The organism is Sphingomonas bacterium (assembly GCF_903643035.1).
In the GTDB taxonomy this organism is placed as follows: domain Bacteria; phylum Pseudomonadota; class Alphaproteobacteria; order Sphingomonadales; family Sphingomonadaceae; genus Sphingomonas.
In genome coordinates this window covers 1-5,402 of sequence record NZ_CAHJWW010000186.1, presented here as the reverse complement: position 1 = coordinate 5,402, position 5,402 = coordinate 1, and the positions used below count along the sequence as shown (strand labels likewise).

General features: G+C 70.4%; 3 protein-coding genes. 2 read left to right on the top strand and 1 reads right to left on the bottom strand.

Features of this window, described 5'->3' with window-relative positions:
* Positions 1-2,148: Rne/Rng family ribonuclease (locus tag HUV01_RS11445; RefSeq protein ID WP_174298375.1), on the bottom strand; the 2,148-nt coding region annotated here is incomplete at its 3' end.
* A gap of 595 nt (positions 2,149-2,743) precedes the next feature.
* On the opposite strand from HUV01_RS11445, the gene HUV01_RS11440 reads away from it, so the two are divergent.
* Together HUV01_RS11440 and HUV01_RS11435 are read left to right on the top strand one after the other, a co-directional pair.
* Positions 2,744-3,979, top strand: coding sequence for an N-acetylmuramoyl-L-alanine amidase family protein (locus tag HUV01_RS11440; protein ID WP_174298374.1), 1,236 nt, complete (start codon positions 2,744-2,746; stop codon positions 3,977-3,979).
* A 130-nt stretch (positions 3,980-4,109) separates the two neighbouring features.
* Positions 4,110-5,402: transglycosylase domain-containing protein (locus HUV01_RS11435; protein WP_174298373.1), on the top strand; the 1,293-nt coding region annotated here is incomplete at its 3' end.

The window sequence follows — 5,402 nt, the reverse complement described above, 5'->3', positions numbered from 1 at the left end:
CCTGGGGCCGCGACGGCCACGCCGGCGGCGGCCCCCGTCGCCACCCTCCGCGTCGAGCGGCTGATCGCCGACGAAGCCGCCCGCGTCGGCGACGTCCTCCTCGCCGTCATCCCCGCCGTTCTCGCCGCCATTCTCCCTGTCGCCAATGGCATCGAGAGGCTGATCGGCGGGCTCGCCGTCGCCGATCGCCTCCGCGCCGCCGTCAACAGCGGCATCGCCCTCGCCCCGGCGATTGCGACGCCCGCGCCGACGACGTCCGCGCCCGCGACCCTCGCCCTGCTCGGCACGCTCGGCACGCTCCGGCCGCTCGTCCGCCTCCTCGGGCTCTTCCTCCTCGATCTCGACCTCGTCGGCCAAGTCTTCCTCGACCTCCTCGATCGGACGGTCGAAGCGCGGCGGGTGCGCGGGTGGCGGGCCGCTCGCCTCCACCGACATGCGCGCGCCCTCGCGCTCGCCGTCGGGCAGGATCTCGACGGTCACGCCATAGGCCTGCTCGATCTCCGCGATGTCGGCGCGCTTCTTGTTGAGCACGTACACCGCCGCCTCCTGGCTCGCGTGCAGCGTCAGGCACGATCCGCGCCCGCGCGCGGCCTCGTCCTCGATCAGCCTGAGCGCCGAGAGGCCGGCGGACGACGCCGTGCGGACGAGCCCGGTGCCGTCGCAATGCGGGCAGGCGCGCGTGGACGCCTCCAGCACGCCGGTCCGCAGCCGCTGCCGGCTCATCTCCATCAGCCCGAACGACGAGATGCGGCCGATCTGGATGCGCGCGCGATCGTTGCGCAGCGCCTCCTTCATCGCCTTTTCGACCTTCCGGACGTTGGAGTTGTTGTCCATGTCGATGAAGTCAATGACGACGAGGCCGGCCATGTCGCGCAGCCGCAGCTGACGCGCGATCTCCGCCGCCGCCTCTAGGTTGGTCGCGGTCGCGGTCTGCTCGATGTTGTGCTCGCGGGTCGACCGGCCGGAGTTGATGTCGATCGAGACCAGCGCCTCGGTCGGGTTGATGACAAGGTAGCCGCCGGACTTCAGCTGCACCACCGGATGGTACATCGCCGCGAGCTGGTCCTCGATATGGCTGCGCTGGTAGAGCGGGATCGGGTCGGAGTAGTGCTTCACGCGGCGCGCATGGCCGGGCATCAGCAGCCGCATGAAGTCGCGCGCCTGGCGATAGCCCTCGACGCCCTCGACGATCACCTCGTCGATGTCCTTGTTGTAGATGTCGCGGATCGCGCGCTTGATGAGGTCCGAATCGCCGTACACTAGCGCGGGCGCCGACGATCCCAGGGTCTTGTCGCGGATCTCGTCCCACAGCCGGGCGAGATAGTCGAAGTCGCGCTTGATCTCGGTGCGCGTGCGTTGGAGGCCCGCGGTGCGGACGATGCAGCCCATCGACGCGGGCAGCGACAGGTCGGCCATGATCGACTTCAGCCGGCGCCGGTCGGCGGCGTTGCTGATCTTGCGGCTGATCCCGCCGCCATGCGACGTGTTGGGCATCAGGACGCAGTAACGGCCCGCCAGCGACAGATAGGTGGTCAGCGCCGCGCCCTTGTTGCCGCGCTCCTCCTTCACGACCTGGACCAGCAACACCTGGCGGCGGTGGATCACGTCCTGGATCTTGTAGCGGCGGCGCAGGTTCATCCGGCGCTGGCGCAGCGCCTCGACCTGGTCGTCCGGGCCGCTGCCGGCGCCTGACCTGGCGCGCGGGGCGTCGCCGCCGGCATCGGCCTCGTCCTCCTCCTCGTCGGCATCGACACCGGCGGCTTCGAACCCGTCGTCCTGCTCGATGTCGTCGCGTTGTCCGGCGTCGTCGCGTTGCCCGGCGTCGTAATCGTCCTCGTCCTGCTCGGCGCGCAACGCGGCCTCTTCCGCCGCATGCTCCGCCTCCTCGCGCAGCAGCGCCTCGCGATCCTCGCGCGGGATCTGGTAATAGTCGGGGTGGATCTCCGAAAAGGCGAGGAAGCCGTGGCGGTTGCCGCCATAGTCGACGAACGCCGCCTGCAGCGACGGTTCGACGCGGATCACCTTGGCGAGATAGATGTTGCCCTTGAGCTGCTTGCGCTCGGCGGATTCGAAATCGAGTTCTTCTATCCGGTTACCGGCGACGACGGCCACCCGGGTCTCTTCCCGGTGGCGTGCGTCGATCAACATACGGGTGGTCATGAAAGGGTCTCCACGCGTCCGGGTCGCCTGCGGGCAGGAAGCCTGCCGAGGAGAGGGGGGCGCGACGATGGGGTGATGTGGAATGGCTCGACGCCGGAACGATGTCCTGCATGCCAAGCGGATGCGCCTTCGCTCGCGCGCGCTGCCGGGGCATCGTGCCTCCGGCCACGCCCGCGACGACGCTGCCGCCGGCGGAAGCCGGGCGGGTCAGCGAACGGGGGCGAAGCGACATGCGGGCGTCAACCTGGATACGCCGCGGCCGAAGGGACGTTCGGTCGGGCGGTGGGACCGGACGAGCAGCATGACCCACAGGGACGTGACTACGCCGATTCCGGTGTCAGCTAGCACCGTAATGGCCGTTCATCAACCGTCACGGACATGGCCCGCCCCGACGGGTGAAACGGCACGCCGGCACGGGCAGGGTCCTGCCGGTCGGCCGGCAAGGAATTGCCGAACGGCCGGTTAACCGCGTCCCGCAAGCCGGTATTGAGCCGCGCCGTCTATGCCCCGCCCCGACGACAAGGGGTTGGTGGCGATGCGTTTGTGCTGGACCGGAGCTGCGGGTGGGGGGCATGGACGCCCCATGCTTGCGGCGATTGGCATGATGGTTGCCGCGATGGCTGGCCCGCCCGCCCGCGCGGCGACCGTGACCGGCATCGCGGTCGGCCCGCGTGCGATCACGATCCGGTTCGACGACGCCGTCGCCGCCGCGTCCAGCGCGTCGCTGTCCGGGCCGGACCGGATCGCGGTCGACGTGACCGGGCTCGACCGCGGTGTGCTGCCGGCGGGCGAGGCGGATGCGGCGCACGGCCTGTCGGTTGGCAGAACGGCGGTCGGCGAGACGGCGGTGCGCGAGACGGCGGGGCCGGACGGGGCGACACGGCTGGTCTTCCGCTTCGGGCGGGCGCAGGCGGTGACGGCGGGCCGGTTCGAGGAGGGTGGCCGCACGCTGGTCCTGGCGCTTCGTCCGCGCGGCGATGCCGCCGCCGATGTCGCGCCGATGCGGCTCGACTTCTTCCCGTTCAGCTTCGGCAACCACCCACGGCCGCTGCCCCGCGCGCGCGCATTCGCGCCCGTTCCGGCGGTGGCGACCAGCCTTGGGCTGCCGCGCATCCAGGGCGACGCGTCGCGTCCGCTGGTGGTGATCGATCCGGGGCACGGCGGGTTCGACCCCGGCGCGATCTCGGCCGAGACGGGCCTCCGCGAGAAGGACATGACGCTGAAGATCGCGCGCGCGATCCGCGACGAGCTGCTCCGCTCGGGCCGGGTGCGGGTCGCGCTGACCCGCGACGACGACCGCTATCTGGTGCTGCGCGAGCGGTTCGGCATCGCGCGGCGGCTGCACGCCGACCTGTTCATCTCGATCCACTGCGACAGCGTCAGCGCGGGGGAGGCGTCGGGCGCGTCCGTCTATACCCTGTCCGAAGTCGCGTCCGACAAGGAAGCCGCGCGCCTGGCGCTGCGCGAGAACAAGGCGGACACGATCAGCGGCGTCGACCTTGGCGCCGCCCCCGCCGACGTCTCGTCGATCCTGATCGACCTGACGCAGCGCGAGACGATGAACAACTCGGCCGATTTCGCCCGGCTGCTCGGCCGCGAGGGGCACGACCTCGTACCGATGAAGCCCAACTTCCACCGCATGGCGTCGCTGATGGTGCTGAAGGCGCCGGACATGCCCTCCATCCTGTTCGAGACCGGCTATCTCTCCAATCCGCGCGACGCGGCGTTCCTCGACAGCGGCGAGGGTCGCGAGCGGATCGCCCAGAGCATCCGCCGCGCGGTGGACGTCCATTTCGCGCGGCGGATCGCGATGAGGTGACGCCCGCGACATGACGCCCGCAATATGACTTCAGTGGCATGACGCCCGCGAGATGACGTCCGCCCGCCGCCGCCGCACGGGCGTCACGGCTTTCCTCCCCCGGCGAACCTGCTAGACGCGCGGTCCAGTCATGGCCTCGCATGCTCCCCTCGATCCCGCCGGACGGCGCGGCCCCGCCGCCCGGGGCCTCCTCGTCCGGTCGTGGCGGCGCTGGTGGGTGAAGCTGCTCGCGATCGTCGTCCTGCTCGCCGTCGCGGCCTATGGCGTCCTGTGGGTGACGATCATCCGCGACCTGCCGTCGGTGGACGCGCTGCGCACCTACGAGCCGCCGCTGCCCACCAACATCCGCGGGAGCGACGGGACGCCCGTCTATACCTATGCGCGCGAGCGGCGCGTCGAGCTGTCCTATGCCGAATATCCCACCATGCTGGTGCGCGCCTTCCTGGCCGCGGAGGACAAGGGCTTCTTCGAGCATCACGGCGTCGACTATTCCGGCGTCGCGGGCGCGGTGGTCGACTATGCCCGCAAGTACGGTACCGGCCGTCGCGCCAAGGGCGGCTCGACCATCACGCAACAGGTCGCCAAGAACCTGCTGATCGGCAACGAATACTCGCCCAGCCGCAAGCTGAAGGAGGCGCTGCTCGCCTACAAGATCGAGGATGCGCTGACCAAGCCGCAGATCCTGGAGCTGTACCTCAACACCATCGCGCTCGGCCGCAACTCGTTCGGCGTGGAGGCCGCGTCCCACGCCTATTTCGACAAGGAGCTGCCGCAGCTCTCCGTCGCGCAGATGGCGTATCTGGCGATCCTGCCCAAGGGGCCGGCGAACTACGATCCGTTCCGCGATACCGATCGCGCGCTCGCGCGGCGCAACTACGTGCTGGGCGAGATGCTGAAGAACGGCTTCATCACCCGCGCGAGCCACGACGAGGCGGTGGGGCAGCCGATCGGCGCGATCCTGCGCCAGACGCCCAAGTTCGAGAAGATCGGCGGCTATTTCGTCGAGGAGGTGCGCCGCCAGCTGATCGACCGGTTCGGCGAGAGCGAGCGCGACGGGCCGTACAGCGTCTATTCGGGCGGGTTGTGGGTCCGCACGTCTCTCGACCCCGCGATCCAGGGGGACGCGGAGACCGCGCTTCGCGACGGGCTGCTGCGCTTCGATCGCGGGCGCGGCTGGGGCGGGCCGCTGCGCCATGTCGACATCACCAGCGAAGACGGAGCCAGCCAAGATGGGGTCGGCGATGGCCGGACCGGCGGCGCCTGGCTGCAGGCGATGCTGAACACCAACATCTCGATCAACTATGCCGACTGGCGGGCGGCGATCGTGGTGGGCAAGGACGCGAGCGGCGCGACGATCGGCTTCGCCACCGGCGAGACGGCGGCGCTGCCGCGCTGGGGCGCGCAGATGCCGGTGCGCGGCGTC

What these genes read in the sequence shown, in the direction of transcription:
- HUV01_RS11440 (WP_174298374.1), top strand. Translation starts at nt 2,744, where the DNA reads ATGCTTGCGGCGATTGGCATGATGGTTGCCGCGATGGCTGGCCCGCCC.